Origin of the sequence: Kitasatospora sp. NPDC101155, assembly GCF_044768305.1 — a bacterium.
Taxonomy (GTDB): domain Bacteria; phylum Actinomycetota; class Actinomycetes; order Streptomycetales; family Streptomycetaceae; genus Kitasatospora.
This window is the reverse complement of record NZ_JBIWPN010000007.1, coordinates 336,607-363,189: the sequence shown is the minus strand read 5'-3', so window position 1 is coordinate 363,189 and position 26,583 is coordinate 336,607. Positions and strand designations below refer to the sequence as shown.

21 protein-coding genes and 6 pseudogenes are annotated in these 26,583 nt (G+C 71.4%); 13 read left to right on the top strand and 14 right to left on the bottom strand.

The window, feature by feature from the left end:
* Window positions 1-177: 177 nt before the first annotated feature.
* Entirely contained in the window at window positions 178-585 is a 408-nt protein-coding gene (locus tag ACIRYZ_RS14140; RefSeq protein ID WP_402943401.1) for a hypothetical protein, read from the bottom strand.
* Between ACIRYZ_RS14140 and ACIRYZ_RS14135 the strand changes: the two genes are divergently transcribed.
* From ACIRYZ_RS14135 to ACIRYZ_RS14120, 4 genes are all read left to right on the top strand, one after another.
* Complete coding sequence (locus tag ACIRYZ_RS14135) at window positions 586-1,311, top strand: IS630 family transposase (RefSeq protein WP_402943398.1); 726 nt, start codon at window positions 586-588, stop codon at window positions 1,309-1,311.
* Between the two features lie 173 nt (window positions 1,312-1,484).
* Window positions 1,485-2,159, top strand: coding sequence for a winged helix-turn-helix domain-containing protein (locus ACIRYZ_RS14130; protein ID WP_402943448.1), 675 nt, complete (start codon window positions 1,485-1,487; stop codon window positions 2,157-2,159).
* Between the two features lie 47 nt (window positions 2,160-2,206).
* On the top strand, window positions 2,207-3,415 hold the full coding sequence (locus tag ACIRYZ_RS14125) for a sensor histidine kinase (protein WP_402943396.1): 1,209 nt from the start codon (window positions 2,207-2,209) through the stop codon (window positions 3,413-3,415).
* 200 nt (window positions 3,416-3,615) lie between these two features.
* Window positions 3,616-4,521, top strand: a complete 906-nt coding sequence (locus tag ACIRYZ_RS14120) for an endo alpha-1,4 polygalactosaminidase (protein WP_402943393.1) — start codon at window positions 3,616-3,618, stop codon at window positions 4,519-4,521.
* 169 nt (window positions 4,522-4,690) lie between these two features.
* Here the strand turns inward: ACIRYZ_RS14120 and ACIRYZ_RS14115 are convergent, their stop codons facing one another.
* Window positions 4,691-5,077 (bottom strand): transposase, encoded by a 387-nt coding sequence (locus ACIRYZ_RS14115; protein ID WP_402943390.1) that lies wholly within the window; start codon window positions 5,075-5,077, stop codon window positions 4,691-4,693.
* Between the two features lie 524 nt (window positions 5,078-5,601).
* On the bottom strand, window positions 5,602-5,928 hold the full coding sequence (locus tag ACIRYZ_RS14110) for a MazG-like family protein (RefSeq protein ID WP_402943446.1): 327 nt from the start codon (window positions 5,926-5,928) through the stop codon (window positions 5,602-5,604).
* Window positions 5,929-6,183: 255 nt separating this feature from the next.
* On the opposite strand from ACIRYZ_RS14110, the pseudogene ACIRYZ_RS14105 reads away from it, so the two are divergent.
* Window positions 6,184-6,273, top strand: a pseudogene (locus tag ACIRYZ_RS14105) (glycosyltransferase family 2 protein); the annotation flags it as partial.
* Between the two features lie 135 nt (window positions 6,274-6,408).
* Here ACIRYZ_RS14105 and ACIRYZ_RS14100 read toward each other — a convergent pair.
* Both ACIRYZ_RS14100 and ACIRYZ_RS14095 read right to left on the bottom strand, forming a co-directional pair.
* Window positions 6,409-6,465, bottom strand: a pseudogene (locus ACIRYZ_RS14100) (hypothetical protein); the annotation flags it as partial.
* 97 nt (window positions 6,466-6,562) lie between these two features.
* Window positions 6,563-7,396, bottom strand: coding sequence for a hypothetical protein (locus ACIRYZ_RS14095; protein WP_402943388.1), 834 nt, complete (start codon window positions 7,394-7,396; stop codon window positions 6,563-6,565).
* Window positions 7,397-7,670: 274 nt separating this feature from the next.
* Between ACIRYZ_RS14095 and ACIRYZ_RS14090 the strand changes: the two genes are divergently transcribed.
* Window positions 7,671-8,384 carry a transposase domain-containing protein gene (locus tag ACIRYZ_RS14090; protein WP_402943385.1) on the top strand — a complete coding sequence of 238 codons (714 nt, stop codon included), beginning with the start codon at window positions 7,671-7,673 and terminating at the stop codon, window positions 8,382-8,384.
* A gap of 272 nt (window positions 8,385-8,656) precedes the next feature.
* On the opposite strand, the gene ACIRYZ_RS14085 is transcribed toward ACIRYZ_RS14090, so the two are convergent.
* Together ACIRYZ_RS14085 and ACIRYZ_RS14080 are read right to left on the bottom strand one after the other, a co-directional pair.
* Window positions 8,657-8,989, bottom strand: coding sequence for a DUF6112 family protein (locus ACIRYZ_RS14085; RefSeq protein WP_402943384.1), 333 nt, complete (start codon window positions 8,987-8,989; stop codon window positions 8,657-8,659).
* A 75-nt stretch (window positions 8,990-9,064) separates the two neighbouring features.
* A pseudogene (locus ACIRYZ_RS14080) lies at window positions 9,065-10,253 on the bottom strand (C40 family peptidase).
* Window positions 10,254-10,826: 573 nt separating this feature from the next.
* Between ACIRYZ_RS14080 and ACIRYZ_RS14075 the strand changes: the two are divergent.
* Window positions 10,827-11,574: pseudogene (locus ACIRYZ_RS14075) on the top strand (DNA-methyltransferase).
* Between the two features lie 90 nt (window positions 11,575-11,664).
* Here the strand turns inward: ACIRYZ_RS14075 and ACIRYZ_RS14070 are convergent.
* Window positions 11,665-11,928, bottom strand: coding sequence for a hypothetical protein (locus ACIRYZ_RS14070; protein ID WP_402943381.1), 264 nt, complete (start codon window positions 11,926-11,928; stop codon window positions 11,665-11,667).
* A gap of 21 nt (window positions 11,929-11,949) precedes the next feature.
* On the opposite strand from ACIRYZ_RS14070, the pseudogene ACIRYZ_RS14065 reads away from it, so the two are divergent.
* A pseudogene (locus ACIRYZ_RS14065) lies at window positions 11,950-12,130 on the top strand (peptidase S8); the annotation flags it as partial.
* Window positions 12,131-12,200: 70 nt separating this feature from the next.
* Here ACIRYZ_RS14065 and ACIRYZ_RS14060 read toward each other — a convergent pair.
* The 3 genes and pseudogenes from ACIRYZ_RS14060 to ACIRYZ_RS14050 form a co-directional block, all read right to left on the bottom strand.
* On the bottom strand, window positions 12,201-14,189 hold the full coding sequence (locus ACIRYZ_RS14060) for a putative Ig domain-containing protein (RefSeq protein ID WP_402943379.1): 1,989 nt from the start codon (window positions 14,187-14,189) through the stop codon (window positions 12,201-12,203).
* Window positions 14,190-14,582: 393 nt separating this feature from the next.
* Window positions 14,583-14,942, bottom strand: a complete 360-nt coding sequence (locus tag ACIRYZ_RS14055) for a hypothetical protein (protein ID WP_402943377.1) — start codon at window positions 14,940-14,942, stop codon at window positions 14,583-14,585.
* Window positions 14,943-15,316: 374 nt separating this feature from the next.
* A pseudogene (locus tag ACIRYZ_RS14050) lies at window positions 15,317-16,222 on the bottom strand (GTP-binding protein); the annotation flags it as partial.
* Between the two features lies 1 nt (window position 16,223).
* Between ACIRYZ_RS14050 and ACIRYZ_RS14045 the strand changes: the two are divergent.
* Window positions 16,224-17,069, top strand: a complete 846-nt coding sequence (locus ACIRYZ_RS14045) for a cytochrome P450 (RefSeq protein ID WP_402943443.1) — start codon at window positions 16,224-16,226, stop codon at window positions 17,067-17,069.
* Window positions 17,070-17,074: 5 nt separating this feature from the next.
* Here the strand turns inward: ACIRYZ_RS14045 and ACIRYZ_RS14040 are convergent, their stop codons facing one another.
* Window positions 17,075-18,676 (bottom strand): (2,3-dihydroxybenzoyl)adenylate synthase, encoded by a 1,602-nt coding sequence (locus ACIRYZ_RS14040; RefSeq protein ID WP_402943374.1) that lies wholly within the window; start codon window positions 18,674-18,676, stop codon window positions 17,075-17,077.
* Between the two features lie 137 nt (window positions 18,677-18,813).
* Between ACIRYZ_RS14040 and ACIRYZ_RS14035 the strand changes: the two genes are divergently transcribed.
* Together ACIRYZ_RS14035 and ACIRYZ_RS14030 are read left to right on the top strand one after the other, a co-directional pair.
* Entirely contained in the window at window positions 18,814-20,655 is a 1,842-nt protein-coding gene (locus ACIRYZ_RS14035) for an ABC transporter ATP-binding protein (protein WP_402943372.1), read from the top strand.
* The gene (locus ACIRYZ_RS14030) at window positions 20,652-22,400 is read left to right on the top strand and encodes an ABC transporter ATP-binding protein (protein ID WP_402943369.1); all 1,749 of its coding nucleotides are present in this window, start codon (window positions 20,652-20,654) and stop codon (window positions 22,398-22,400) included. Before ACIRYZ_RS14035 ends, ACIRYZ_RS14030 begins: the two co-directional genes overlap by 4 nt.
* Before the next feature lie 58 nt (window positions 22,401-22,458).
* Here the strand turns inward: ACIRYZ_RS14030 and ACIRYZ_RS14025 are convergent, their stop codons facing one another.
* The gene (locus tag ACIRYZ_RS14025) at window positions 22,459-23,586 is read right to left on the bottom strand and encodes a TetR/AcrR family transcriptional regulator (RefSeq protein ID WP_402943367.1); all 1,128 of its coding nucleotides are present in this window, start codon (window positions 23,584-23,586) and stop codon (window positions 22,459-22,461) included.
* 1,375 nt (window positions 23,587-24,961) lie between these two features.
* Between ACIRYZ_RS14025 and ACIRYZ_RS14020 the strand changes: the two genes are divergently transcribed.
* Entirely contained in the window at window positions 24,962-25,522 is a 561-nt protein-coding gene (locus ACIRYZ_RS14020; protein ID WP_402943364.1) for a GNAT family N-acetyltransferase, read from the top strand.
* 74 nt (window positions 25,523-25,596) lie between these two features.
* Here the strand turns inward: ACIRYZ_RS14020 and ACIRYZ_RS14015 are convergent, their stop codons facing one another.
* Complete coding sequence (locus ACIRYZ_RS14015) at window positions 25,597-26,223, bottom strand: hypothetical protein (protein WP_402943361.1); 627 nt, start codon at window positions 26,221-26,223, stop codon at window positions 25,597-25,599.
* A gap of 128 nt (window positions 26,224-26,351) precedes the next feature.
* Here ACIRYZ_RS14015 and ACIRYZ_RS14010 point away from each other — a divergent pair, with 128 nt between their 5' ends.
* Complete coding sequence (locus ACIRYZ_RS14010) at window positions 26,352-26,582, top strand: hypothetical protein (protein ID WP_393029734.1); 231 nt, start codon at window positions 26,352-26,354, stop codon at window positions 26,580-26,582.
* The last annotated feature ends 1 nt before the right edge of the window (window position 26,583 follow it).

The window sequence follows — 26,583 nt, the reverse complement described above, 5'->3', positions numbered from 1 at the left end:
GAACCGATGGGTCCGAGCGAGTACCGCCCGTCGGCCGGATGTCCGGCGGCTGACGGGTGCCAAGCGGCCACCTGACCGGCCCGGTTCACGTAGCGGTGCGTGAGCCGGGCCGTCGGCGTACCCCGGGGTCCGGACGGGACCGCGGCGCAGTCAGTCCGCCGCGGCGTAGCGCACCAGCTACTCGGCGTACACGGCGACGTCCTCGTCCCCAGTCCGTGAAGCGCTCGGTGAACGACTGCCGTCGCGCCTCGTACACCTCGCGCAGCAGGGTCCGGCCGGCCTCGCTCGGGCGCAGCAGGTACCCGCGATGGTCCTCCGGGTCGAGGCCCGGGAGTACACGGTCTCGCGGCGTTCGTCGTCGGCGGCGCCGAAGTGGCCGCCGATGTTGTGCGCGAGCAGGTAGTGGGCGAGGACCAGACTTCCGGCCGTGCCGGTCACCTGGAGCGGGGTGGGCAGGTCCACGGGCGGGTAGGGAGCGGCGTCGCGCAGTGCGTCCGCGCCGTGGCGGCGCAGCCACGCTGCTGGGTGGAGGATCAGCGGTGGACACTGCCCCGGATCGCGCTGCTGGTCGCCAGGCGCTTCCACGTGAGGTTCAGCGACTCGCAGATCTCCCGGATCCTGCACGAGATGGGCTTCAGCGTGCAGGTCCCGGTGCGCCGGGCCGCCGAACGCGATCCGCAGGCCGTCGAGCGGTGGATGCGGGAGGTCTGGCCCGAGATCGAGAAGACCGTACGGGCCCAGGAGGCGTGGCTGGTCTTCGAGGACGAGGCGGGGCAGAGCCTGCGACCGCCCAAGGCCAGAACGTGGGCGCGCCGTGGGAACACCCCCGTGGTGAAGGTCACCGGCAAGGGCTCCGGGCGGGTGTCGCTGGCCGCCCTGGTGTGCTCCAGCCCGGGCCGGCGTAGCCGGCTCATCTACCGGATGCTGGTCCACACCGGCCGCAAGGGCGAGAAGAAGGGCTTCCGCGAGGACGACTTCGCGGCTCTGCTGGACACCGCCCACCGGCAGCTCGACGCCAAGATCGTCCTGATATGGGACAACGCCACCCAACACAAGGATGTCGTCATGCGCGAGCTGCTCGAAACCCGCCGCGAGTGGCTGACCGTCTTCCGTCTCCCGCCCTACACACCAGACCTCAACCCGACCGAAGGCGTCTGGGCCCACCTGAAGAAGTCCCTGGCCAACCTGGCGGCCTGCACCATCCGACAACTCGCCGCCAAGACCCGCACCCGGCTGAAGAAAATGCAGTACCGCGCCGATCTCCTCGACGGCTTCATCCGCGAAACCGGACTGATCCTCACTCCACCCTGAGACATCACCCCGAACCGGAAGCCTCAGAAGTGGGTGAACCCGGGGTGCCGGCTTGGCGGGTGGTCCGGGCGGCGATGGTGATGGGGGTCGGCTCCGGGATGGTGCTGATGCCGACCATTGCGGCCCGCCCGGCCGAGCGTGAGGCCGATCTCGTCCCGGTAGGCTCACCTGTCGTGCGCGTACTGGTGATCGAGGACGATGCGGGGCTGGCCCCGGTGGTTGTGCGGGGGCTGCGGGAGGCGGGATTCGCTGTCGACCTGGCCGGTGATCTCGCCGAGGCCGACCTCAAACTGGCCGTCAACGCCTACGACTGCGTGGTGGCCGACCGCTCCCTGCCGGACGGGGACGCGCTCACGCTGGTCGCTGCCCTGCGCAGGGCGGGCTCCAGGCTTCCAGTGCTCCTGCTCACTGCGCTGGACGCCGTCGCCGACCGGGTGGCCGGCTTCGAGCACGGCGCCGACGACTATCTCGTCAAGCCGTTCGCGTTCGTCGAGCTGAACGCCCGGGTGCGGGTGCTGTGCCGCCGGGACCAGCCCGCGCGGCTGCCCGAGTTGCGGGTCGGCGATCTGGAACTCGACTTCCCCCGCCGTCGGGTGCGCCGCGCCGGTGTGCTGCTCACCCTGACCGCGAAGGAGTTCGCGGTGCTGGAGGTGCTGATGCTGCGGGCCGGCGAGGTGGTCACCCGCAGCGAGCTCATCGACCGCTGCTGGGACGAGCACACCGAGCCGCTCTCCAACGTCGTGGACGTCCTCATCGGCCAGCTGCGCCGCCGGCTCGGGCCGCCCGAACTCATCGAGACGGTCCGCGGCGCCGGGTACCGCCTCGCCGATCCGGCCGATCGCCCGTGACCGGGCGTACGCCCGCCGTCGCACGCCTGTATCGCGTCCGGTGGGCGATGACCCTGCTCTTCGCCACCACGACCGCGGCCTGCCTGGTGGTGCTCGCCGCCATCGCCGTCCACACCGACGGCCGGTCCCGTGCCCGTGGCCTGGACGACAGGGTGAGCCACGGCGCCGACGGCCTGGCGCGAGTGCTCTACTACGACGACGGCGGAGTACTGCGCCTCGACGGGATCTACGACGACAGCCTCGCCGACCACGCCATGGCCCTCGGCGTGATCCAGGCCGCACCGGGCGCGGCTCCGCAGCTCCGCCACGCCCAGCCCGCGCGAACCGCCCTGCCGGACCAGACCCGGCTGGAGGAGCTCTGGCGGACGGTCCAGCGCGCGCAGGAAACCGTGGTGGTCACCGCCCCCGCGGCCGACGGCCGTTCGTACCGCTGGGCCGTGGCCCCGGTCTGGGACGGCAAGGTCCTCGGCTCCGCCGTCCTGGTCGGGACCGACCCGGCGCGCAGCGAGGCGGACCACGTGCGGCTGGTCGAGTGGCTGGCCGCCGGCTGCTCCGTGCTCGTGCTGGTGGCGGCCGCGGTGGGCCACCTGCTGACCGGGCGCGCCATGCGACCCGCCCTGCGCGGACTCGAACAGCAGGAACAGTTCCTCGCCGAAGCCGCACACGAACTGCGCACGCCGCTCGCCACCCTGCGCGTGGTGGTGGAGCAGGGCAACACCGCCGAGGGTGGGGCACCGGCAGCCCTGGACGAGGCGACCCGGCTGGTCGACCGGCTGGGGCGCCTGGTCACCGGACTGCTGGCCCGGGCCAGGGTCGAGGCGGGCACCCAGGAGATCGAACGCACCCCACTGCGTCTGGACCAACTGGTCGAGCAGACCGTGGAGGAGCTGCCGGACACGGACGGGGTGACGGTCAGCGCCGAGGCGGTCGTCGTCGAGGGAGATCCCGAACTGCTGGCCCAGGCGGTCCGCAACCTCGTCGAGAACGCCCTCCGCCACGGCGGCGGCACTCCGGTCGAGGTCACGGTCACCGCCGGCCGGGTCGCGGTGCGCGACCACGGCCCCGGCGTGCCTGCAGGGGAGCACGAGCGGGTCTTCGAGCGCAGGGTCGCCGGAGCGGGGAGCACCGGCACCGGCACGGGACTGGCCATCGTACGCTGGGTGGCCGAACTCCACGGTGGCACCGCTCGGCTGTCCGAAGCCCTCGGAGGCGGGACCGTGGCCGAGTTGTGCCTGCCGGAGCGGACGAGCGGCTGAACCGCGAGGGCCGGCCGGGCGCCGGTGACACCGTTCCGGTGCCTCATCCTCCGCTCATCCGGCGTCGGACACAGTGGAGCCGTCCACTCGTCCCAAGGGATCGGAGGAGGCGATGACGCGCCAGGTGGCGGCGGCTGTGACACCGCGCCGGTCGCGGCGTCCGAAGCAGGCACGGTCCCCCTACAACCGGAATATCGATCATGCATGTGAACAGGGTTCTCTCCCCGCGCTCGGTCGTGGCGCTGACGGCATCGGCCGTCATCACCTCGTTTCTCACCACCGCCTGTTCGAGCGGCGGGAGTTCCGAGGAGGCGCCCTCGTCGTCCCAGGGGGCGCCGGCTGCGCCCGGCACGCCTTCGGGTGAACCCGGCGGGCGACCGTCCCAGGTGACGCTTCCCCCGGTACACGCGGGCTTCGACTACCAGCTCGGTGGTCCCTCCACTCCTGCGCCGGGCGTGACCGTCGTCGCCCGTGACCACACGGCGCCGTCCGCGCAGGGCATCTACAACATCTGCTACATCAACGGCTTCCAGGCCCAGCCCGGTGCGGAGAAGGAGTGGGACGCCGACCTGCTGCTCCGTGACAAGGCGGACGCGGTCGTGATGGACAAGGAATGGGGGGAGGCGGTGCTGGACGTCCACACCGATGCCAAGCGCAAGCGGATCGCGCAGAAGGTGAACACCTGGATCGACGAGTGCGCGGCCAAGGGATACCAGGCCGTCGATCCCGACAACTACGACAGTTACACCCGGGTGCCAGGCGGGCTGCTGACCGCGGATGACGCCAAGGCGTTCCTCTCCCTGCTCGCGGCCCGCGCGCACGAGAAGGGCCTGGCCATCGGCCAGAAGAACACGCCGGAGCTCGCCCCGGTCCGCAAGGAGGTCGGCGTCGACTTCGCCGTGGTGGAGGAGTGCGGCCAGTACAACGAATGCGGCGACTACACCGCCGCGTTCGGCGACAACGTGATCGTCATCGAGTACACCGACTCCGGCATGAAGACCGCGTGCCGAGGCTGGGGAGACAAGGTCAGCATCGTGCGGCGGGACAAGAACCTCGTGCCCGCAGGCAACGCGGGACACCTCCGCCAGACATGCGGCACGTCGTGATCCCCGAGAACGAGGCCGCGTGGGGCGTATGGCGCAAGGAATTTCCATTTTCATGACGTTATGCCCGATAGGAAGAGATTGCTCCGCTCTCGATCGTCGACTGGGCTGCCCGTCTCATCCGCTTCTATGCTCCGAGCTTGACTCTGTCGGGGATCTTGGACGATCGAGCTCAGGTGCCAAGGGTTCTCCAGGACTTCGGCCGGGGGATGTCGTTCTCGTCCAGGTAGGTCTGGAAGGCGGTCGGCGATCTCGTTGACGGGGCTTCCTCTGTGGCTGACTGGCCGCTGAGTCGTTCGATGTTGACGGCGATGGCCGTGAGTACGTGCTGCAGGTGGGCTTTCGGCTGTCCTCGGTAGCGGCAGCGGCGCATGCCGTGTCCGTGGGCGAACTCGTTGATGGTGCCCTCGATACCGGAGCGGACCGCGTAGCGGGCCTTCCACTCGGGTGTCTGCTGCTCCGCACGGACGTGGATCTGCAGGTCGCGGAGTTCGCGCGGGGGAAGCCCACGTTCCGGGCGCTCTCGCGGGAAGTGGTGCACCGGGGGCGGTCCGGACACGGCTGGCACTGGCCCTTGGTGAACCGCGCCACGATCAGGGGTGCCGCAGTGGGCGAGGAGGTCGGGTAGGGGCCGTGCCAGCCTTGGCTGACCTGGCCTCGGGGGCAGGTGACCTGTCGGCCATAGCGCGCCGTGGTGTCGTACGGGGAGACGATCGCCGCCGACGAGGGCGGCAGGCCGCCCTCGTCGGCGGCGCGCTAGCGCAGGCGGCCCGCCGCATCGCGGTAATAGTTCTGCACGAGGATCTGCCGCAGTGCCTCGGCCTGCGGGCCGGGCCGGTATCCCGGTCCGTGCCGGTGAAGGTGCTCCAGCAGGCGGCAGGCGTCGTCGCCGGCGGCGAGGATCCTGGTCTTGGGCCGGGTGGGGTTCTGGCCCAGACGGACCGGGCGGCCGTAGCGGCGCCCCCACTCCTCGTCGACCAGGCCGGTCCATCGCGGTGACGGTGATCGCCCGGGTCACCTCGACGCGGCGCTTGTCGCCGCTGAACTCCAGCTGCTCGTCCGTGTCGGGGGTGGCGGTTGTGGTCAAGCGGTGGCCTCCCAGCCCTCGGCCTTGGTCCGGATGGTGTGCAGGTGCTCGGCGAGGAACCAGGCGGGGTCGCCGCCGAGCATGCAGAGCGTGACGAGCGCCGTGAGGGCGGTGTCGCACGCCTCGGCACGCACGTCGTCCCAGGTGTGGGAGTGGCCCTTGTTCGGGTTGAGCCCGAGCGCTCCGATGACAGCCTCGGCGAGTTCGCCGGCCTCCTCCTGGACCTTGAGCCCTTGCAGCATCCGGAGCTTTTCGGGGTCGCCCTTGAAGCGCGAATTCAGCTTATTAGCAACCAAGTTGGCGACGTGCAGCAGCTCTTCCATGGGGGTTGATCCTGCTCCCTGTTCGAATTCGCGTCCAAGCGTCGGGCGGTTCCCGGCGGTTCTCGGCGAGCCCGGGTCGAAGACCACGTTTTCGATTCCGGCCGGGCCCCTCACCACAAGGTCGGGTCCTCCTTCGGCAGGGGGTGTCCCGGCAGCCCCGGCGGGACGGCGGCAAGCGGAAGTTCCCGCGTATAGCCTTGGCCGACGACTCCACCTGGGTAAGGAGCAGCTGTGCCGCCGCTCGTGTCTGTCGTGATGCCCGTGCACAACAGCGCACCGACGCTCGGCGCGTCGGTGCGCTCCGTGCTCGCGCAGACCCACGGCGATGTCGAGTTGTTGATCACGGACGACGCGTCCACCGACGGCTCCTGGGATCTGTTGCCCGGCCTGGCCGCGATCGGCGACCGGGCCCGCGAGGACCTCGAACAGGCGGCGCAACGGGACCGCTCCCACCCGGCGTCGGGCACTGGCCAGCGACGATGCAACCGGGCGGACAGGGGCGAGTACGTCAAGGGCTGCGGTGAGCTTGCCCCACACCGCGCGGTAGGAGCACTGCTCGAACAGGGCCAGGGCCAGACCACCTGGTGCGAACTCGCCTCCCCACCCCCCGCCAACTCCCACGGCGACTGACCGGCTACTTCACGGGCTTGGCCAACTCCCGTGCCAGCGACACCGCGTCAGGGAACTCCCCTGACTTGTCGGCGTTGACCAGGAGGTCCAGCACTCGGTCGCCGATGCGGACGAGGATCGTCTCGGTGCCCAGGTAGCCCCCCTCCGGGAGCATCTTGAAGTCCAGTGCCTCGTCGCCCAGTCCGGCCACCGGCTTGGCGACGAGGCGTATCTCGATATCGCTGTGGCCCTGGCCCGTGCCCTTCTCGGTGAACGACGGGCAGCGCGCCGCGAAGTCCCTGATCACACCCAGCTGCTTCGCCGCGTCGCCGGCGCGGAAGGAGGCCACGGTCACCCCGGCGGCGTGCTCGCCGTCGGTGGACCTTATGTCCTGGCGGGCGTACGCCGCGTAGCCGTCCAGCACCGTCAGGTTGTTCATGACGCTGCACGGCGCCGTGGGCCCCAACCCCGTGGTGGCGGAGAGCACCTGCGATCCGCTGTCCGACGGGGTGCTGGGGCCGTACTTGCTGTTGAGGGTCCAACCCGACGGGACGGTCTCCTCGGTGGGCAGATACGCCCTGAGGGCGCTCCCGAGGACGATCGACGGATCCACGACCGGGGCGGTCAGGGTGGGCGTCGGGGCCGGCAGGATGGGGTATCGGGTCGGGAAGTCCGTCACAGTCACCTTGACTGTCGGGGCGACGGATATCGCCTCCGTCGGGCCGACCGCCTTCGGTGAACCTTCACTGGAACACCCGGCCACGGCGGCCAGAGCGAGCAGGACCCCCGCCGTCACCGGAACTCGCACCTTGGCCATGGTGAACCTCGCTTCCTTCGCGCTGACATGACAGATGGTCACCAACGCTACCGTGCCGACGCCAACCGCTGCTCGGCCTTCCGTTCCCCCTCATGCCCGCGCGAGAAGTCGGACCGGCCGACTTCTCGCGCTCCTCCGGGCGTCCCCGTCCCCCTCGCCGTCGGGCTCTGTCTCAGACAATCTGATTCCATGAGGCTGATGACTGCAACACCGTTGCGTTTACGTGTGAGGCCGCAGGTCAAGGGGTTGAATGAGGCAACGGGACGCCTGTAGATCAACGATCGGCGAAGAGAGTCGATCAAGCACAGGGGTCCCGTTGCAGGAGAAGTCTGCCATCACCCGCACCATCGAGACAGCCGCAGGTGTCCATGCGCCTGGGCATCTGGGCGAGCTGACCCAGATCGTGGACTTCGCGCTGGTCGACGCGGTGCTGGAGGAGACCGGGGCACGCGAGAAGCGGCTTCGGCTACTGCCGTCCCGGGTCGTGGTGTACTTCGTTCTGGCCCTGGCCCTGTTCGAGCAGTGCTCCTACCGCGCGGTGTGGGGCAAGCTCACCGCAGCCCTTGACGTACTCGCCGCCTGCTTCGGCCCCGAGGACGAGGGTGAACTTCCCTACGCGCGCCGCCTGCTGAGCTGCCTGGATGCCTCGATGCTGCCGCTCGGCGACGCCGCCTTCGACGCCGTGGAGTTCCTGCGCGAAGTGACCGCGACCGGCGCACAGTTCCTCGTACGCTCCTCCGCCCGGCGCCGCCCGACCATCCAGCGCCGCCTGCCCGACGGCTCCTACCTGGCCCGCCTGGCCGCCCCCTACCGGGCCGGGAGTGGCTATGGCGTGCTGCCGGTGCGCGTGATCGAGGCGTGGATCACCGTCACCCTCGCCGACGGCGCCACCCGGCGCGAACCCTGGCGACTGATCACCAGCCTCCTCGACCACGAGCGCCACCCCGCACGGGAACTCGTGGAGCTCTACCACCGCCGGTGGCAGGTGGAGACAACCCACTTCTCGATCAAGGCGACCATGCTCGAATGAGGCAAGCGCTGATCCACACAGCAGCTCGGGGGAAGGGCCTTGTAGGCATCGAGGACGTCGAGGCATGGCACGCGGCGGTGCAGGAGGCGGCTGCGGGCGCGCGGTTCTTCTTCGCCGAGACCGCCGTAGTCGTAACTGCCAAGCGTCTGGCGTAGTGCGAGGCTCGCCCCAAGGTGGCAAGCATCCCAGTCCTCGACATCGCTGACCAGGGCGTTGACTCGCCTTGTCCTTCGTTTCCGGGCCGACGTCCAGCTCCGCAACGGCAGCCTTGCTCACCACCACGCCGGCCTTCTTACGCGCCGTGGCGTCCTCGACGTCACCACCGAGAACGACACGATGCCGTTCGCCGCGCCGATCAACAGCGCGGCGCCCGCGCTGACCAGCACGCCCTTCTTGCCGTTGGCCTCGGCCTGGTGGCCGCCGGAGTGGTGGCCCCAGGCCCACACCCCGGCGCTCACCGCGAGCGCCCCGACGATCGCGATGATCCCGAACAGGTTGATCGAGCCCATCACCTGCTTGAGGACCGAAAGTCCGGGCAGGCCACCCTCGTTGGGGGTGATGCCGGGGTTGTACGCGAGCTGCGTGACCGCGTCCGCGAGGTACATGAAGAACTCCAGTTCGGATTTCGGGCGCGCCAAGGCAGCCCGGAGAGGGGAGGAAGGGAGGGGGAGAGGTGCCGGTCAGACGACGCGGCGGGCCGCGAGGATCTCCGGCCGCCATTCGGCGAGGGTCGAGATCTTGACCACGTCACCGGTCTTGGGGGCCTGCACGACAAGCCCCGAGCCGATGAACATCCCGACGTGCTCCGGCACGGCGGCACTTCCCCGGGTGAACAGCAGGTCACCGGGCTTGAGCGCGTCCGTCGACACGGCGGTACCCTGCTTGACCTGGGCGTAGGTGGTCCGCTCCAGGGAGACGCCGGCGGCCTTGCAGGCCATCTGCATCAGCGAGGAGCAGTCGCAGCGGCCCATGGGGTCCGGCCCGTGCGCGTTCGCGCACGACCCGCCCCACTGGTACGGGGTGCCCAACTGGCCCAGCGCCCAGCGGATCGCGGTCTGGACCTGCTGCGGCGCGTCCCGCCGGGATCGCGTACCCGGCCGGCAGCGAGCCGGCCGGGATGGTGCCGAAGTCGGTGCCGTCGCCGCCCGTCGTCGACGTCCCGCAGCTGCCGGTGCCGGGCGAGGGGCTCGCGGTGGCGCCGGCCGGAGGGGAGGGTGCCGGCGTCGGGCTCCCTCCGGGCGGCGGCGAGGCTGTGCCGGCGGGAGCGAGCAGCGGCTCGATCGCCTTCTGCAACGCGGTCGCCAGCGGCTCCCACTTCGCGTAGGCGTCGGGGTAGCCGCTCCTTTGCACCGCCTGGGCTGCCTGGGTGACGGTCATCGACTGCCAGCCGCTGACCTGGTTGAGCGCCTCGTAGAACTTCGTCGAGGCGTACACCGGCTGCATGATCTGCGCCGCCGTGCCCCAGCCCTGCGAGGGCCGCTGCTGGAACAGGCCCAGCGAGTCCCGGTCGCCCCCGTTGGCGTTCCGCAGTCCGCTCTCCTGCAGAGCGGTCGCCAGGGCGACGATCTGCCCGTGGACGGGGATATGCATGGCGACGCCGGTGGCCTGAATGGTCTTGGCGTTGGGGACCTGCTCGTTCGGCTTGTCCAGCCCTGCCACGCTCGGAGCGCTGAGCGGACTGGAGCCCTTGAGGAGCGACTCCACCTGCGCCGCGACAGCGGAGCTGTCCACACCCTGTGGACCACCGCCCGGCGGACAGGAGGCGGGCGTCGCCGACGCGTTGCCCGCACCGACGATCACCACCGGCAGGGCGAGCAGCAGCGGGCCGCAGGCGACGACACCGACGAGAGCACCGACGGTCTTCTTCACGGCCGCCGCCGATCACCCGGGCGGCGCCCGGCGGTTGGCGGAGGTGGATGAGGGCACGGGTGTGCCAGGGCATGCTGCATCGCAGCGGCTCCTTGCGGGGTTCGTAGGAGGGCGCGGTGTCGGCCTCTCGTGCGAAGAAGTCGCCGGCACCGCGCCGGTGGTGAAACCGCCCTCGCTCAGGGCGGGCCCGGATCAGGGGAGTTGGTAGCTCCACGGCGCCGGTCTCGGGTCACGCGCGGCAGCCAGCCGCGCTCGTAATCTCAGCCGGAACACAGCGCCTCCTCGGGCTGGGGATAGGGGAGAGCGATCCGCTGACAGCCCCGGTTTGGACGAGGCAGCACGGATCAACACATGCCGAGCCGGGCCGAGTTGGCCCCTGCCCGGTTGGCATGGCGAGACAGTAGACGCGAAAGACGGCCGCACCAAACGACCCCCGACCAGGGCCGGTCCCAGGGGAACCGCTCGTTAGGCGCGGCCGTGGATCGCCGCTACCTTCCCCTGCATCCCCGCTCCCGGCGGCTGCCGCCGGGCGTCGCCCGGAGCGGGCCCACCCCTGCCCTGAAAGAGGAACCAGTGAGCTACAAGCTGCACCGAGGCGACGCCCTGACCGTGCTCAAGTCCCTGCCCGACGAGTCCGTCAACGCCGTCATCACCGACCCCCCGTACAACAGCGGCGGGCGAACCAGCTCCGAACGCACCAGCCGCGACGCCCGAGCCAAGTACGTACAGGCCGGCTCCGCGCACGACCTCAAGACCTTCCCCGGCGAGAACCGCGACCAGCGCTCCTACCGCTCCTGGCTCACCGAACTGCTCACCGAGGCGTACCGGGCAAGCACCGAGCACTCGGTCGCGATGGTCTTCTCCGACTGGCGGCGGGAACCCACCACGAGCGACGCCCTCCAGATGGCCGGGTGGACCTGGCAGGGCACCATCCCGTGGATCAAGCCCTCCAGCCGGCCCCGCAAGGGAGGCTTCAAGCAGTCCGCCGAGTTCATCACCTGGGGCGTCAAGGGCACCCTCGACAACAGCCGCGACCTCTACCTGCCCGGCCACTTCATCGCCTCCCAGCCCCGCAAGGACCGGGTCCACATCCACCCAGAAGCCGGTGGAGATCATGCAGCAGCTCGTCCAGATCTGCCCCGAAGGCGGAACCGTCCTCGACCCCTTCACCGGGAGCGGCTCGACCGGCGTCGCCGCCCTGCGCGAAGGCAGGCAGTTCCTCGGCGTCGAGCTCAGCCCCCACTACGCCGACCTCGCCGAACAGCGGCTGCGCGCCGAGCTGACCCAGGACGACTTCGTCCTCGCCGGACCGGAGGCATGACGTGAGAACCACCACCAGGCCGAGGCGGACCGGCCGCAGACGCGAAGGGGCGGCTGGAGCACCAAGCTCCAGCCGCCCTTTCTTCGTCCGTCAGGACTCCTCGACCGCCCGGCGGATCAGCGGCACCGCCTTCTCCACGTCCGCCGACGAGGCGATCCGCACCTCCAGGTCACCACCCGTCCCCAGGTGCCCGATGCCCCGTACGTCCCGCGTGAAGCCCTCCTCCAGCTCCACCGTTGTCTGGGTCCAGCCGCAGATACACCAGGATCGCCCGGTGGAGGGCGACGGCTGTAAGATCGCCGACGCCACGTTCAGCATGCGCCGGTAGGCGATGTAGTGCTTGAGCACTACCATCTCGAGCTCACCCGCCGCGGCCTCTGGTCCACCAGCTCCACCGAGGGCACCGGCTCCGGCTGCTCGGCCTACGAGCCCAAGCCGAGCTGGCAGAAGGACACCGGCTGAGCCCAGCGCACCATCTCGGACGTGTCGACCGTCGCCGACCCGGCCACCGGTGTCGCGGTCTACCAGACGTACGGCGTCAGCGGCTGGTCGGTCTCCCATGAGGAGTGTGCGCAGGGAGGAGCCGCGGCGCGGGGGCGCTGCGGCTCCTTGGGAGTGCCGGGGTGTCAGGAGGTGGTGAGGGCGGTGTCGTCGAGGACGAAGCTGGTCTGGAGCGAGGAGTCCTCGGTGCCGGTGAACTTGACGGTGACGCTCTGGCCGGCGAAGGCGCTCAGGTCGTAGCTGTGCACCGTGTAGCCGGCGGCCGCGTTGACGTTGCTGAAGGTGGCCAGGGTGGTGGTGCCGGCCTGGACGGTCAGCTTGTCGTACGCGGTGGTGCCGGTCTCGGCGGTGTCGATGTGCAGGTAGAAGCTGAGGGTGGCCTTGCAGCCGGCGGGCACGGTCACGGTCTGGGCGAGGGTGTCGGTGTGGGTGCTGCCGTAGCCGTCGAGCCAGGCCTTCCAGCTGCCGCCGTGGGCGGGTTCACTGCTGCTGTTGTCGATGACGCCGGAGCTCGCGGTCCAGGGCGCGGCGCTGCCGGTCTCGAAGCCGGGGTTGCCGAGCAGCTGGGTGGCGGTGCAGCCGCCGCCGGTGCCGGTGACGGTCCAGCCGAAGGTGGTGGAGCCGCTGGCGCCGGTGCCGTCGGTGGCGGTCACGGTCGCGGTGGAGCTGCCGGCGGTGGTCGCGGTGCCGGTGATCAGGCCGGTGGAGGCGTTGATGGACAGGCCGGCCGGCAGGCCGCTCGCGCTGTAGGTGAGGGTCTGGCCGGTGGCCGAGTCACTGGCGTGGATCTGCAGGCTGACGGCGGAGCCCTGGGCGGTGCTCTGGCTGCCCGGGTTGGTGACGGTGACGGTGTTCCCGCCGGTGCTGCCGGAGGTGAAGGCGGCGGTGCCGTTGGGGGTGCCGAGGCCGGTCGGGCCGTCGTAGCCGGCGCCGGCGGTGCACAGGTAGGACGGCGAGCAGCTGCCGTTGGCGCCGCTGGTCACGTCGTACAGCGAGCCGGTGTGGGCGTACGGGTAGGAGGCTGGGGTGGTGCCGGAGGCCGGGGTGCCGGCGAGGGCGTAGACGGCGGCGATGATCGGGGAGGAGGCGCTGGTGCCGCCGTAGACGTTCCAGCCGGAGCCGCCGTAGGTCTGGTAGACGGCGACGCCGGTGGCCGGGTCGGCGACGGCGGAGACGTCGGCGACGGTGCGCTTGGCGCAGCCGGTGTCCTTCTGCCAGCTGGGCTTGGGGTCGTAGGCGGAGCAGCCGGAGCCGGCGCCGTTGCCGCCGGAGCTGCTGCCCCAGACCTTCTCGCTCCAGCCGCGGGTGTTGGAGGCGCGGTTGAGGCTGGTGCCGCCGACGGCGGTGACGTACTGGGAGGCCGCCGGGTACTCGACGCCGTAGCCGGAGTCACCGGAGGAGACGGTGATCGCGACGCCCGGGTGGTTGAAGTAGCTCGCGTCGGAGGAGGGGTCGGTGGAGTCCTCGGCGCCGCCGTAGCTGTTGGAGACGTACTTGGCGCCCATCGAGACGGCCGTGTTGACCGCGGCGCCCAGGTTCTGCATGGAGGCGTCGTCGGACTCGACCAACAGGATGTGGCAGTTGGGGCAGACCGCGCTGACCATGTCGACGTCGAGCGAGATCTCGCCGGCCCAGCCGCTGTCGGCGCTCGGGTAGCTGGTGCCGCCGCGCTGGTCGACCTTCTTGAAGCAGCCGTTGGCGGTGGTGCAGGCCGGCAGGTTGTACTGCGAGCGGTAGGCGGCGAGGTCGGACTCGGCGTTGGGGTCGTCCTGGGCGTCCACGATGGCGACGGTGGCGCCGGCGCCGGCCGAGGCGGGCAGGTTGTAGGCGGAGGCGAGGTCGCTCGGGCCGTACCCGGAGGGGGTGATGTTCGGTGCCAGGGTGAGGTGTTGGGCGAGGTCGGTGCGGGCGAGGGCCAGGCAGGCCATCTCGCCGGGGTGGCTCGGGGCGGCGCAGACCCGCTTGGTGGTCACGCCGCTCTGCCCGGAGGCCTGGGCGCTCGCGCCGGGGGTGGTGACGGCGAGCAGGCCGGTGGCGGCCATCGCGAGGGCGGGCAGGGCTGCGAGGAGTCTGCGCGCCCGTGGGCGCACACCGGTGGGGGAGTTGGAGCGCAAGGTTCGACCCTCCGTGGGGGACGAGGGCGTGGCCGGTGCCGGCATGGGGGGTTCTCGCCGGTACGGGCTCGTGCCCGTGCTGACGGATCTCGGCGTGTGCCGCCGGCCCCGGCGGGTGGCCGTGGGCCGGCGTGGTGCTTGCGCTGTACGGGAGTTGGGCGTTCCAGAGGGGTGGAATGCCAGGTTCATGACAGGCACGTTCAGGCAATGGCCCGTCGATGACCGCACTGTGGCGGATTGCCGCCGACTGGGTGCGGGCCTTGAGGTTACTGACGGGTCTTCGAGGGCGACAAGGTGGCGGTCGTCGGCTTTACCGCTCCTTGCCCATGAATTTCCGAGGAGCAGAGCCGGTGCGAGATCGCTGTCGGTGGCGGACTGCCAACTGGGCGGCGGCTACTGGTCCGAGGTTGGCACGTCCCGGTAGGGGGCCCGAGGTTGGGGGACGGCGTGCTGCTCGGAGACGTCGATCTGCGGAGCGGCGGTGGACGGCGTGTCCGGGACGGGCCGCCAGACGCCGGTGAGGTCCACCCAGCTGTCCTCGGCCGGGGCCGGGCCGGTCGCGTGCACCAGGACGCGCAGCCGGCGGGCGTCGGCCGCGCAGCAGCTGACGACCAGCCGGTTGAGGTACCACTCGCCCGGCTGCGCCCCGGGGGAGACGAAGCCGGTGAGCCGGACCTTGCGGCCCGCGAGGCTCTTCTGCGGGTCGCGGCTGCGGCCGATGAACCTCTCGAGTTCTCCCCGGACGCCGCCCACCTCGCTCTGGCCGGGCCGACAGGCTACGGCCTGTGGCGGCGCTCGGACGGCCGGTTCCTCGCATCCGAGACCGGGGCCCGGTCAGCCGCCGTACGGTGGGCCTCGTCGGACCGGGTCGCCATCGCCTGCGGCCGACGGGTGCAGGTGCTGGATCCGGACGGCGTGCGCCAGTGGGGTACCGACCTTGCGCCGAGCACTGTGACCGACGTGGCCTGGCCGCGCGATGGCCGACGGCTGGTCAGTTCCGCCTACGGCGGCGTGCGTTGCCACGAACGGCACACCGAGAAGCCGGTGGCCGAGTACAAGTACCATCCCCGGCGGTGGGCAGCCGGTCAACTCCCAAGGAGGAAAGGCTGAATGGGGCACACACCCGGTCAGCTGGCCGACGAAGGAACGGTGCTGCGCGCCGGCTCGCCGTGGTGGATGTCGTGCCCGTTGAGGCAGTACTCCTCCCAGGCAGGGAAGGGGTCGTCGGCCTGCCACGCCTCGGGGGCTGACGCGAGTTCGGTGCCGCTCAGCAGACACTGCTCCAGGGCGGCACGCAGTTCCTCCTCGCGCAGGCCGGTGCCGATGAAGACCAGTTCCTGCCCTTGGGTGAGCTGGTCGGAGGCGGCGGTGCCGGGCAGAGCCGCCCGCATGCCGGAGGGCTCGAAGCGGGCGACCGAGCCGGCCTGCGACCACAGCCCGGTGACGTGGGGACGCGAGGAGAGCCAGAAGAACCCCTTTGAGCGCAGCACCGTGCCGAACTCCCCGCCGTCCAGCCGGTGGCTGACCAGGTCCCAGAGGCGGGCCGGGTGGAATGGGCGGTCGGCCCGGAAGGCCAGGCTGGAGATGCCGTACTCCTCGGTCTCGGGCACGTGGTCGCCGTTCAGCTCGGCGACCCAGCCGGGCGCCTCCTGGGCCCGGGCGACGTCGAACAGGCCGGTGCCGAGCACCTCCTCGGGTCGGACCCGCCCGGCGACCGACCGGACGATCCGGGCCGCAGGGTTCAGCCGGCTCAGGGTCGCCGCGAGCTGGTCGGCCTCGGCAGGGGTGACCAGGTCAGTCTTGTTGAGGACGATGACGTCGGCGAACTCGACCTGGTCCATGAGCAGGTCGCTGACGGTGCGTTCGTCGTCCTCGTACTGGTCCAGGCCGCGCTCGGTCAGTTCGTCGCCGGTGTGCAGCTCGGGCAGGAAGTTCACCGCGTCGACGACGGTGACCATGGTGTCCAGACGGGCGAGGTCGCCGAGGATGGCGCCGTCGTCGCGGGCGAAGGCGAAGGTGGCGGCGACCGGCATGGTGCGCAAGCTCGCGGGCGAGCTGGTGGACGCGATGGAGGCCGCGGGTCGATCCGCCGACCTGGTACGGGACTTCGCGCTGCCGATCCCGATGTCGGTGATCTGCGAGCTGCTCGGCGTCCCGATCGAGGACCAGTCGAGGTTCAAGGAGTGGAACGACTCCCTGCTCTCCACTGACGCCGCCGACGCCGAGCGGATCCGGCGCAATCTCGGTGAGCTGTCGCAGTACATCCTCGGCCTGATCGCCAGGCGCCGGGCGGAGCCGGGCGAGGACCTGATGACCGCTCTCATCGAGGCCCGCGACGTGGACGACCAGCTGAGCGAGGTCGAGCTGGTGCAGCTGTGCATCGCCATCCTGATCGCCGGCTACGAGGCGACCTCCTCGCAGATCCCCAACTTCGTCGTCACCCTGCTCGACCACCCCGACGAGTACGCCCGGCTGCGCGCGAACCCGGACCTGATGCCGGGCGCCGTCGAGGAGTTGCTGCGGTTCGTCCCGCTGGCCTCCAGCGCGATGTTCCCGCACTACGCGCTGGAGGACGTGCGGGTGGGCGGCACCCTGGTGCGCAAGGGCGAGCCGGTGTTCGTGTCGATCGGCGCGGCCAACCGGGACGCCCGCCGGTTCGCCGAGCCCGAGCGGCTCGACCTCGGCCGGGAGGCGCAGGCGCACCTCGCCTTCGGCCACGGCATGCACCACTGCATCGGCTCCGCCCTCGGCCGGGTCGAACTCATCGAGTCGATACGGGTGTTGGCGACCAGGCTGCCGGGGCTGCGGCTCGACGGCGACATCGAGTGGAAGACCGCCACCTTCTTCCGTGGGCCCCGGCGCCTGCCGGTCACCTGGTGATCGCGCTACCGCGACAGCAGCGCCGCCAGTGCCCGCTTGTCGACCTTGCCGAGTCCCGTCCGGGGGAAGGCGTCCAGCACCTCGACCCGGTCCGGCAGCTTGAACGCGGCCAGGCCGAGGTCGGTCAGGTAGCCGGTCAGGTCGGCGCGGGTCGGCGGCGTTCCACGGGCTATGACGAACGCGCAGCTGCGCTCGCCGAGCGCCTCGTCGGGGAGGCCGACGATCGCCACGTCGTGCACCGAGGGGTGGCCGAGGACGAGGTTCTCCACCTCCTCGACGGGGACCTTCTCCCCGCCGCGGTTGATCACGTCCTTGACCCGGCCCTCCACCACGAGGTGGCCGCTGGGCAGGCGCCGCACCAGGTCGCCGCTGCGGTAGAAACCGTCCGCGGTGAACGCGCCGCGGTTGTGCTCCTTGGCCCGGTAGTACCCCCGCAGCGTGTACGGGCCGCGCACCTGCAGTTCGCCCACCTCGCCGGGGGCGACCTCGACGTCGTCCTCGTCGACCAGGCGCACCTCGTCGTCCTCGGCGAGCGGGCGGCCCTGGGTGTTGAGGACGAGTTCCTCCGGGTCGTCCAGCCGGGTGAAGTTCAACAGGCCCTCGGCCATGCCGTACACCTGCTGGAGCCGGCAGCCGAGCACGGGCCGCACCCGGGCGGCGGCCTCGGCCTTGAGTCGGGAGCCGCCGACCTGGAGCAGCTCCAGGCTGCTCAGGTCGGCGGCGGTCCACTCGGCGGCCTCCAGCCAGAGCAGCGCCAGCGGCGGGACGAGGGCGGTCACGGTGATCCGCTCGCGCTCGATCCGGGCGAAGGCGTCCTCCGGGCTGGGCGTCGGGCAGAAGACCACCGTGCCTCCGGCGTGCAGGGTGCCGAACGCGCCGGGGCAGGCGAGCGGGAAGTTGTGCGCGATCGGCAGCACGACCAGGTAGCGGCTGTCCGCGCCCAGGCCGGCGACCTCGCTGCTGGCACGCGCGTTGTAGGCGTAGTCGTCGTGGGTCCGGGGGATCAGCTTCGGCAGCCCGGTGGTGCCGCCGGACAGCAGCAGCAGCGACACGTCCGCGGGATCGGGCTCCGGGAAGTCCACCGTGTCCTCCGCGCGGTCCAGTTCGGACAGCGCGGTGAAGTCCTCGGCCTCGCCGACGACCACCACGTGCCGAAGCCCGGGAGCCTGCGAGCGGACCGTACGGGCGAGGGCGCGGTAGTCGAAGCCGAGGTGGGTGTCGGCGATGACGTACGCGGCCGCCCCGGACAGCCGGGCCAGGTGGACGAGTTCGGTCTCCCGGTGCGCCGGCAGCGCGAGCACCGGTACCGCACCGAGGCGGAACAGCGCGAAGCACAGCGGCAGGAACTCGCCGACGTTCGGCAGCTGCACCAGAACGCGGTCGCCCGGCGCCAGCCCGATGCCGTGCAGGCCGGCGGCCAACCGGTCGGCGTGGGCGTCGAGTTCGGCGTACGTCCAGCGCCGGTCCCCGTCCACGACGGCTTCGGCGTCCGGCCGCTCCTTCGCCCACGCGCGCAGCGACGCGCCCAGCGTTCTCCCTCGCCAGTACCCGCGCTCGCGGTAACGGGCGGCGAGGTCACCGGGCCACTCGACGAATCCAGGCAGCATCAGCGGTCCTTCCGAAGAGTCTCGACACACGTACTTCTCGACACATTCACTTAGGGTAGGCTAAGTTCTTGTCCACTGTTCAATGGCGGCTGAGTCCGATCCTAACCACACCGGAACCGAGGAGCACTGAGAAGACCATGAGCAGTTCCGAGGAGGCCGCGCACGCGTCGCGGACACCCAACGGCCTGCGCCAGGTGATGGAGCTGGTGAGCCTGTCACCCCCGGCCCGCGCCGGCCTCACCAGGGCCGCCGGGCTGAGCGTGCTCTCCGGCATCGCCGCCGTCGCCGGATTCGTCTGCCTGGGCTTCGCCGTCGGCGAGCTCTTCGCCCCGGCGCCGTCCGGTCGGGCGGTCGGATGGTGGGCGGCGGGCGCGCTCACCGGCCTGGCCGGCTCCTTCGGAGCGCGGTGGCTGGCCGAGGGCACCACGCACGAGGCGAGCTTCGAACTGGAGGTGACCCTGCGCCGCACGCTCGCCGACGCCCTGGCCCGCATGCCGCTCGGCGAGGTGCACCGGCTGGGCTCGGGACGGCTGAAGAAGGTCCTCCAGGACGACGTGAAGGCGCTGCACAGCGTGGTCGCCGACGCGCTGCCGTTCGTCGGCTCCAGCGTGGCCCAGCCGGTCGCGGCGCTGGTCGCGCTCGGCCTCGTCCAGTGGCGGCTGCTCGCCGCCGTCCTGCTCGTCGTGCCGCTCGCGGTGGCCTGCCTGTCCTTCATGACCCGCGACTACGCCGAACAGCGCGACCGCTACAACCGCGCCAACGAGGACGTCAACGCCGCGGTCGTGGAGTTCGTCCAGGGCATGCCGGTGGTCCGCACCTTCGACGACGGCCGCAGCTCCTTCGGGCGCTACTCCGGCGCCGTCCGCTCCTTCACCGTGGCGGTCGGGGACTGGATCGCCACCACGCGCGCCGCCGGCATCGTCACCCAGCTGTTCATCGTGCCGCTACCCACCCTGCTCATCGTCGCCGCCACTTCGGTGCCGATGCTCGCCGCCCACTGGATCACCCCGACCGAACTGCTCATCGCCCTGCTGATCGGAGCGATGCCGATCGAGGCGATCGCCCCGCTGATGCACCTCAACGGCTACCTCAACGACTCCAAGGCCGCCGCCGCCCGCATCGCCGAGGTACTGGCCATCCCGCCGCTGCCGGAACCAGAGCACCCGAAGGAGCCGCAGGACGCGTCCATCGCCCTGCGCGGCGTCACCTTCGGATACACGGGCGACCGGGGCAGGCCCGCGCTGGACACCGTGGACCTCGACATCCCGGCCGGCACGGTGTGCGCGCTGGTCGGTCCCTCGGGCTCCGGCAAGTCGACCGTCGCCCGGCTCGTCCCGCGCTTCTACGACGTCCAGGAGGGTTCGGTGCGCGTCGGCGGCATCGACGTGCGCGACATCCCCAGCGACCTGCTGCTGCGTCACGTCGCGCTGGTCTTCCAGGAACCGTTCCTGGTCAGCGGGACCGTCGCGGAGAACATCCGGCTGTCCAAACCGGACGCGACCGACGGCGAGGTGCACGCGGCCGCGATGGCGGCGGCCGCGCACGAGTTCATCGTCAACGATCTGCCCGACGGCTACGACACCGTCGTCGGCGAGCGCGGCGGCTTGCTCTCCGGCGGCCAGCGGCAGCGGATCACCATCGCCCGGGCGATCCTCTCCGACGCCCCGATCGTGATCCTTGACGAGGCGACCTCCTTCGCCGACCCGGAGAACGAGGCGGTGATCCAGGAAGCCCTGGGCCGGCTGACCAAGGGCCGCACCGTCCTGGTGATCGCCCACCGGCTGTCCACGATCGTCGACGTCGACCAGATCGTCGTCCTGGACGGCGGGAAGGTCGTCGAGACCGGCCGGCACGCCGAACTCGCCGCCGCCGGCGGGCGCTACGCCGCGCTCTGGGAACGCCACGCGAAGGCGTCGACCTGGGGACTGCCGGCCAACCGGACCAAGGCTGCCAACCGAACCGTGGAGGCCAACCGATGACGCGGATCCTGCGACTCATGCTGACCGCGGCGGGGCCCTACGCCCCGCAGTTCCGCGCCACACTGCGCGTCTCGCTCGCGGCGACCGCCGTCCAGACCGCCGCCTACGCGGTGTTCGTCCCCCTGCTCACCGCACTCGCGGGCGACCCGGTGGACACCGGGCGGGCCTGGCTGTGGGTGGCCGTCCTGGCGGCGCTGGTGGCCGCCGAGGCGGCGCTGCGCATCCGCGAGATGGGCTTCACCTACGACTACTGGCATCTCGTCACCGAGGACGCGCGGCTGCGGCTCGGGGCCAAACTGCGCTCGATGCCGCAGCAGGAACTCAACCGGCGCGCCGCCGGCGACCTCACCACCGTCGTCGGGCACAACGTCACCAGCGCCGCCACCGCGATCTCCTCGCTCGCGGCGCTGTTCGTGCGGCTGATCACCGTCCCGCTCCTGCTGGGCGTCCTCGTCCTGGCCCTGGACTGGCGGCTCGGGGCGGTGCTCGTGCTCGCCACCCTCGCCGCGATCCCGCTGGTGCGCACCGTGCAGCGGCGCTCCAACGCCGGGTACCAGGGCGTGAACACCGCCGACGCCGAGGCCTCGGACCGCATCGTCGAGTACGTCCAGGGCCTGCCGGTGCTCAAGGCGACCGGGCAGGCGGGCGCGGACTCGCCGCGGCTGCTGCCCGCTCTGCGGCACCAGCACGAGGCCCAGTCGGCGGCCGCCCGATCGGCCTCGATCCCGGTCGCCGGAGCGCAACTGCTCGTCCAGGCGGCGATCGTGGCCCTGGTGTCGGCCGGCGCCGCGCTCGTCCTGGACGCCGGCCTGTCGCTGCCACTGTTGGTCGCGATCACCGTGACCGCGGCCCGGTTCGCCGAACCGCTGGCGCTCGCCTCCACGATGACGCAACTCTTCGAGATGGCCGAGGCCTCGCTGAGCCGCGTCGGCGACGTCCTCGCCGTCGAACCGCTGCCGGTCCGGCCCGGCGGAACGCCGCCCGAGACCTTCGACATCCGCTTCGAGGACGTGGAGTTCGGCTACCGCGGCCAGTCCGAGCCCACCCTGCGCGGAGTCTCCTTCGACGTGCCCGAGCGCAGCATGACCGCACTCGTCGGCCCGTCCGGCTCGGGCAAGACCACCGTCACCAAACTGATCACCCGCTTCGCCGACCCGACCTCGGGCACCGTGCGGCTCGGCGGGACCGACGTGTCCACCGTTGATCCGGACGAACTGCTGCGCCACATCGCCGTGGTGTTCCAGGACGTGTACCTCTTCGACGACACGATCCGCGCGAACATCGCGATGGGCCGCCCCGACGCCACCGAGGCCGAGCTCGAGGCCGCCGCACGGGCCGCCAACGTGCACGAGTTCATCGCCGGGCTGCCGCTGGGGCTCGACACCAGGGTCGGCGAAATCGGCTCCGCGCTGTCGGGCGGCGAACGCCAGCGGATCTCCATCGCCCGGGCCATCCTCAAGGACGCCCCGGTGGTGCTGCTCGACGAGCCGACGGCCGCGCTGGACAGCGAGTCGGAGGTCGTCGTCCAGGAGGCGATCGAGGCCCTGGTCGCCGGCAAGACCGTGGTGGTGATCGCCCACCGGCTGTCCACGATCGTCGGCGCCGACCAGATCCTGGTGATCGAGGACGGCCGGGTCGCCCAGTGCGGCACCCACACCGAGCTGATCGCCGACCCCGGCGGCCGCTACGCCCGCATGTGGGCGGCGCAGGAGCGGGCCCGCGACTGGCACGTCCCGGCGGCGTAGGAGCGCCCCGGCGCCGAAGGGGGTGCCCGGTGCTGCCCGGGCACCCCCTTCACGGCCGTCAACGGGGCCGGACCTGCTCCAACCGGGCGGCTATCCCGTCGAGCGTGCGCTCGACCGCGTAGTCGTAGAAGCTCGCGTAGAACCCGGCGAGCTGATCGGGCTGCTCCGAGACCTCGTGCACGAAGGCGCCCATCGCCGCCAGACCCGGCATGTCCTCGCGGGTGCGCGACTGCGCGTACAGCTGCGACATCCTGGCCCGCAGCTCGGGGTTGTGCTCCCGGTCGTCCTCGATCGCCATCAGCTGGCACGCCGTCCCCAGCAGCACGTTGTACGCGAGCACGCTCTCCTTGCCGAAGCCCGCCTCCTGGAGCAGCGTGACGCCCCGGTCGATGATCGGCGCGGCCCGCTCGACCCCCGGGCCGTGCGCGGCCAGCCGCCTGGCCACACCGGGATAACGACGCAGCACCCCGCGCATCCCGCTGAGCAGCACGCGGAACCAGTCCCGCCACGGCAGCGCGGTCGGCGGCACCGGCAGCATGCCGACCACCCGCTCCAGCACCGCGTTCACCACGGCCTCCCGGTCACCGACGTGGTGGTACACCACGGCCGGGTACGCCTCGATCGCCGCGGCGAGCTGACGCACCGTCCAGTTGTCCAGGCCGTGCGTCTCGGTCAGGACCAGCGCCTGGTCGACGATCTTCTCTGCGGTGATCGCGGGAAGCCCCGCGGCCCAGCGTGAGCGCGGGCGGGAATCCGGGATCGAGGCTCGTGATGCCATGGACAAACCATATCGGAGCACCGGGCGCCGGGCTGTACACCGTTCAACGGACCGCATGACGGAGTGGGGCGTGCGTCGCCGCCACGACGGTGTGCGCAGCGCCGCTTCCCGCCGCGACGTGGGCGGCCGACGGACCTGGCCGCCCACGATCGCCCGTAGCGAGCGCTCCCGCCGCGCCGCGAGCATGGCGACGACACCGACGAGCGCCCAGCCGAGCAGCAGCGCACCCGGCGGTACCGCGCTGCCGGATGCCAGCGCATTCCCGGCGGCGGCCAGCGCGACGCAGACCGTCGCGAAGGGCAGAGCCCGCAGTACGCGAAGGTCGTCGTCGAGCTGTGCCCACCAGGCCGGGGCGGGAACCGGTGCGATGGCCGACTGGATGACGCCTTCGCGCCAGAGCTGGGTCATCAGGCCGAGGAAGACTTGGCCGAAGTGCCAGCCCGCCTCGTGGTCGGGGTCCTCGGGGGGCAGTGCCGGCGTCGGCGATGGGTTTGCCGAAGAGCAGGGTGAACTCGTTGCGGTTGGCCAGCGCCCAGCGGCGCAGGACGCGGGCGGCGGCGAGCCGTTCGGCGGTGGGTACGTCGGGGTGGGCGCCGCGGGCAGTTTCTGCGAGTTCTTCCGGCCAAGGACCACTGACGCCGCCGCTGCCGGGTCCGTCTCCGAACCCCTGGCAGCCACGCGCGTTCTGACCTGTTGGGCAACGGACGCCGCGGCGGAAGACGTTCACCGTCGCCACCTGCCTGCGGGCCGTACGCGGATTCGACGCCTCCGCTGAAGCAGCTCGATTCGATCGCGATTGATGTCGTGACTTGAAGCGGGTGCTGTTCCCCACTGGCGTACTCTCACCGGCGAGAGTACGCCAGTGGGGGATGCAGGAAGCCGACCTGGCTGATCCTGTGTTGGTGCCACAAGGCCCTACTGCCCGCCAGTCAGCGGTCGCGATGCCCCTGGCGGGAGGCGGTGCGACGAATCGACTTGTCAAAAACCGGCCGGGCGAGATCGCAGGCCTCGTTTCGCTGGTGCGAGTGGGTCTGGACTGGGGTGCTGCAGGCCGAGGCTGCCCGCTCGGCTCTGCTCAACTGCGGCTGTCTGTAGGTCAGTTGTCTCCGAAGTCGAACTCGGCGGTGACGGGCGCGTGGTCGCTCCAGCGTTCCGCGTGGGTGGTTGCTCGCTCGACGTGGGCCCAGGTTGGGTCTCTCCGCGTACAAGTTCGGAAGCGGGAGGAATGCAAAGCTGCAGTTCAAGGTGTCGGAGGCGCAGGCGTGGGTGAAGCAGCAGAAGATGCCTGCGTCCTGAGCATTGCATCGTCAAGCGCTGAGAGGGCCCGCCCCAATGGCCAAGGCCATGAAGTTAAGGGCTTGCTGGCGTTGACGAGCCTGGTGGAGTTGCGAGGATGTCGATGCTGAGGGTGGCCTTGTAGGTTCGGCGGTCGACTCTCAGGCTCTTGTACGCATAGCGTGACAGTGGTCGTTTGACCGCGCGGGGGCTGACGCGAAGGCGTCGGTCGGGCATCAGATGGGCCAGGACGTGGCGGCCGATGGTGCCGATGAGGTCGATGGTCTCGTCGGCGACCGGTGGTTGGTCCGGCCGGGGAGCAGGCTAGCCATGTACCCGCCAGTGGCGCCAGGTGTCCGGTGCCACTTCCTGAACCCGCGTCACACGGCGCTGGCCGCCATCGCCCGGCGCGGGTGCCCGGCCCTCGGGGCGCGGGTGCCCGGTCCGCGCGGTGCGGGTGCTGTGGCACCATGCCCGGACGTCGACTTTTCCGAGGAGAGGAACCGCCATGTCCGAGATCGCCACGGGGTCCGCCGGGGAGCCCGTCTTCCGCGTCGCGACCGTCGCCGACGTCCCGGCGCTGGTCGAGCTGGTCGAGTCCGCCTACCGCGGCGAGGTCAGCAAGGCCGGCTGGACCACCGAGGCGGACCTGCTGGACGGGCAGCGCACCGACCCCGCCAGTGTCACCGAGGCCGTCGAGGACCCGGAGGGCGTGGTGCTGCTGGTCGAGCGCGACGGCGAGCTGGTCGCCTGCTGCCAGCTGGAGCGGCGTGCGGACCGCGCCTACTTCGGTATGTTCTCGGTGCGCCCCACCCTGCAGGGCGGCGGGATCGGCCGGGTGGTGCTGGCCGAGGCGGAGCGGGTGGCCCGGGAGGAGTGGGGTGTGGCGCTCCTGGAGATAAAGGTGGTCGAGCAGCGCGCGGAGCTGATCGCCTGGTACGAGCGGCGCGGATTCCGTCGCACCGGCGTCTACAGTCCGTTCCCGTACGGCGACGAGCGCTTCGGCATCCCGCGCCGACCGGATCTGCGGTTCGAGCAGCTGACCAAGGAACTGCTGGGCGCGCCGTGATGCCCCGGGCCGACGCGTTCCGGCGAGCCTGACCGGTCCGGCGGCCGGGTTCGGGCCACCGGACCGGAGACCGCTCAGCCGTAGATGCTGTGGCAGAGGCGCGCCTGTTCGGAGCCGGCGGGCCAGCGGCCGACGCGTTCGGCCTGGTCGCAGATGCCGCCCGGGCCCAAGGTGGGGATCGAGCCGCCCGGGGGCGGTGGGGCGGCGTGGGCGGACGGGCTGGGGCGCGGGGTGCGGCCGGGCTTGGGGCGGGGGCCGGCCGTGGCGTGCTGGGCGTCGGCCGGCTCCGGCTCGGGTGGGGCGGCCGGGGTGGCCGGGGCGGCCGCCTGGGACGTCGGCTCGCCCGTGCCGCCCAGCTGGGCGATCGCGGGGGCGGGCGACGGCAGCGGGGAGGGCGCGGGTGTCGCGGCCGACGGCGAGACCGGCGGCAGGCCCGTCGGGGTGGCCGTGGAGGGGGAGGCGTCCGGCACGGCCACCACGTGGACGTCGTCGCCCGAGCCCGGGCCGCACATCACCAGAACGGCCGCCAGCAGCGCGAGCGTCCCGCCCGCCGCGACCGCCCACACCTTCCGGGAGCGCCGCCGCGGCGCCTCCGGAGCGGGGGAGACGGGCGCTCCCGGCGGGGGAGGTGAGGGGACCGGAGGCGGCTGCCAGGCGTTCGGCGGCCACTGCCACTGCTCTCGGGTGGACTGCCCAGTCATGTCTTCGTCCTTCCAGCGCTCCCCCCGCCGTACCTTTCCGTACTCAACGAGCGCGCCGACCCCTGGACATGACCCGGAAGAGGGGTCTGCAGGGGCGCTGATTGCCGTCGCGCCACATGCTGGGGGTCATGGAGACCAACAGCACGACCGCGCCCCTGGTCGAGGTGGCCGACTTCCGGACCGACAGCCGCTACCGCCTCGTCCACTTCGAGGGCCACGGCTGGGAGCCGCTCGGCCCCGAGGAATTCGAACCCCGCGTCCACCAGCTCTTCCCCGACCTCGACCCGCACGACCCGGTCAAGGTGCACTGGGCCGACCGTCCCTGGGAATGGCCGGCCTGGCATCCCGGTGAGGCGTAGG

Bases quoted from the DNA above. Each gene is read 5' to 3' on its own strand.
- ACIRYZ_RS14125 (WP_402943396.1), top strand. From the start codon at position 2,207: ATGACCCTGCTCTTCGCCACCACGACCGCGGCCTGCCTGGTGGTGCTC.
- ACIRYZ_RS14120 (WP_402943393.1), top strand. From the start codon at position 3,616: ATGCATGTGAACAGGGTTCTCTCCCCGCGCTCGGTCGTGGCGCTGACG.
- ACIRYZ_RS14110 (WP_402943446.1), bottom strand. From the start codon at position 5,928: ATGGAAGAGCTGCTGCACGTCGCCAACTTGGTTGCTAATAAGCTGAAT.
- ACIRYZ_RS14085 (WP_402943384.1), bottom strand. From the start codon at position 8,989: ATGTACCTCGCGGACGCGGTCACGCAGCTCGCGTACAACCCCGGCATC.
- ACIRYZ_RS14070 (WP_402943381.1), bottom strand. From the start codon at position 11,928: ATGGTAGTGCTCAAGCACTACATCGCCTACCGGCGCATGCTGAACGTG.
- ACIRYZ_RS14040 (WP_402943374.1), bottom strand. From the start codon at position 18,676: ATGCTGCCTGGATTCGTCGAGTGGCCCGGTGACCTCGCCGCCCGTTAC.
- ACIRYZ_RS14035 (WP_402943372.1), top strand. From the start codon at position 18,814: ATGAGCAGTTCCGAGGAGGCCGCGCACGCGTCGCGGACACCCAACGGC.
- ACIRYZ_RS14030 (WP_402943369.1), top strand. From the start codon at position 20,652: ATGACGCGGATCCTGCGACTCATGCTGACCGCGGCGGGGCCCTACGCC.
- ACIRYZ_RS14025 (WP_402943367.1), bottom strand. From the start codon at position 23,586: ATGACCCAGCTCTGGCGCGAAGGCGTCATCCAGTCGGCCATCGCACCG.
- ACIRYZ_RS14020 (WP_402943364.1), top strand. From the start codon at position 24,962: ATGTCCGAGATCGCCACGGGGTCCGCCGGGGAGCCCGTCTTCCGCGTC.
- ACIRYZ_RS14015 (WP_402943361.1), bottom strand. From the start codon at position 26,223: ATGACTGGGCAGTCCACCCGAGAGCAGTGGCAGTGGCCGCCGAACGCC.
- ACIRYZ_RS14010 (WP_393029734.1), top strand. From the start codon at position 26,352: ATGGAGACCAACAGCACGACCGCGCCCCTGGTCGAGGTGGCCGACTTC.